The sequence below is a fragment of the Cupriavidus sp. SIMBA_020 genome, from assembly GCF_046535395.1.
In the GTDB taxonomy this organism is placed as follows: domain Bacteria; phylum Pseudomonadota; class Gammaproteobacteria; order Burkholderiales; family Burkholderiaceae; genus Cupriavidus; species Cupriavidus campinensis.
In genome coordinates, this window is record NZ_JAWRWU010000943.1 from 1 (window position 1) to 260 (window position 260).

Annotated in this window: 1 protein-coding gene; it reads right to left on the reverse strand. The window is 65.0% G+C overall.

Translation table 11 applies throughout. The features are described 5' to 3' along the window. Positions 1-260: efflux RND transporter permease subunit (locus SB751_RS32230; protein WP_410749288.1), on the reverse strand; the 260-nt coding region annotated here is incomplete at both ends.

Here is a 260-nt window from a genome sequence, read left to right on the forward strand (position 1 = left end):
GCGTTGTTGCGGTCCAGCGCCGCCATGATGTCGGTCAGGGACAGGCCATAGGACGCGAGCCGCTCGGTGTTGGGCGCCACCTGGTATTCCTTGGCGAAGCCGCCGATCGAGTTGATCTCGGTGACGCCGGTGATGTTGCGCAGCTGCGGCTTGATGACCCAGTCCTGGATTTCGCGCAGGTCCGTGGGAGTGTAGGGGCTGCCGTCGTCCTTCTTCGCGCCTGGCTCGGCCTCCACTGTCCACAGGTAGATCTCGCCCAG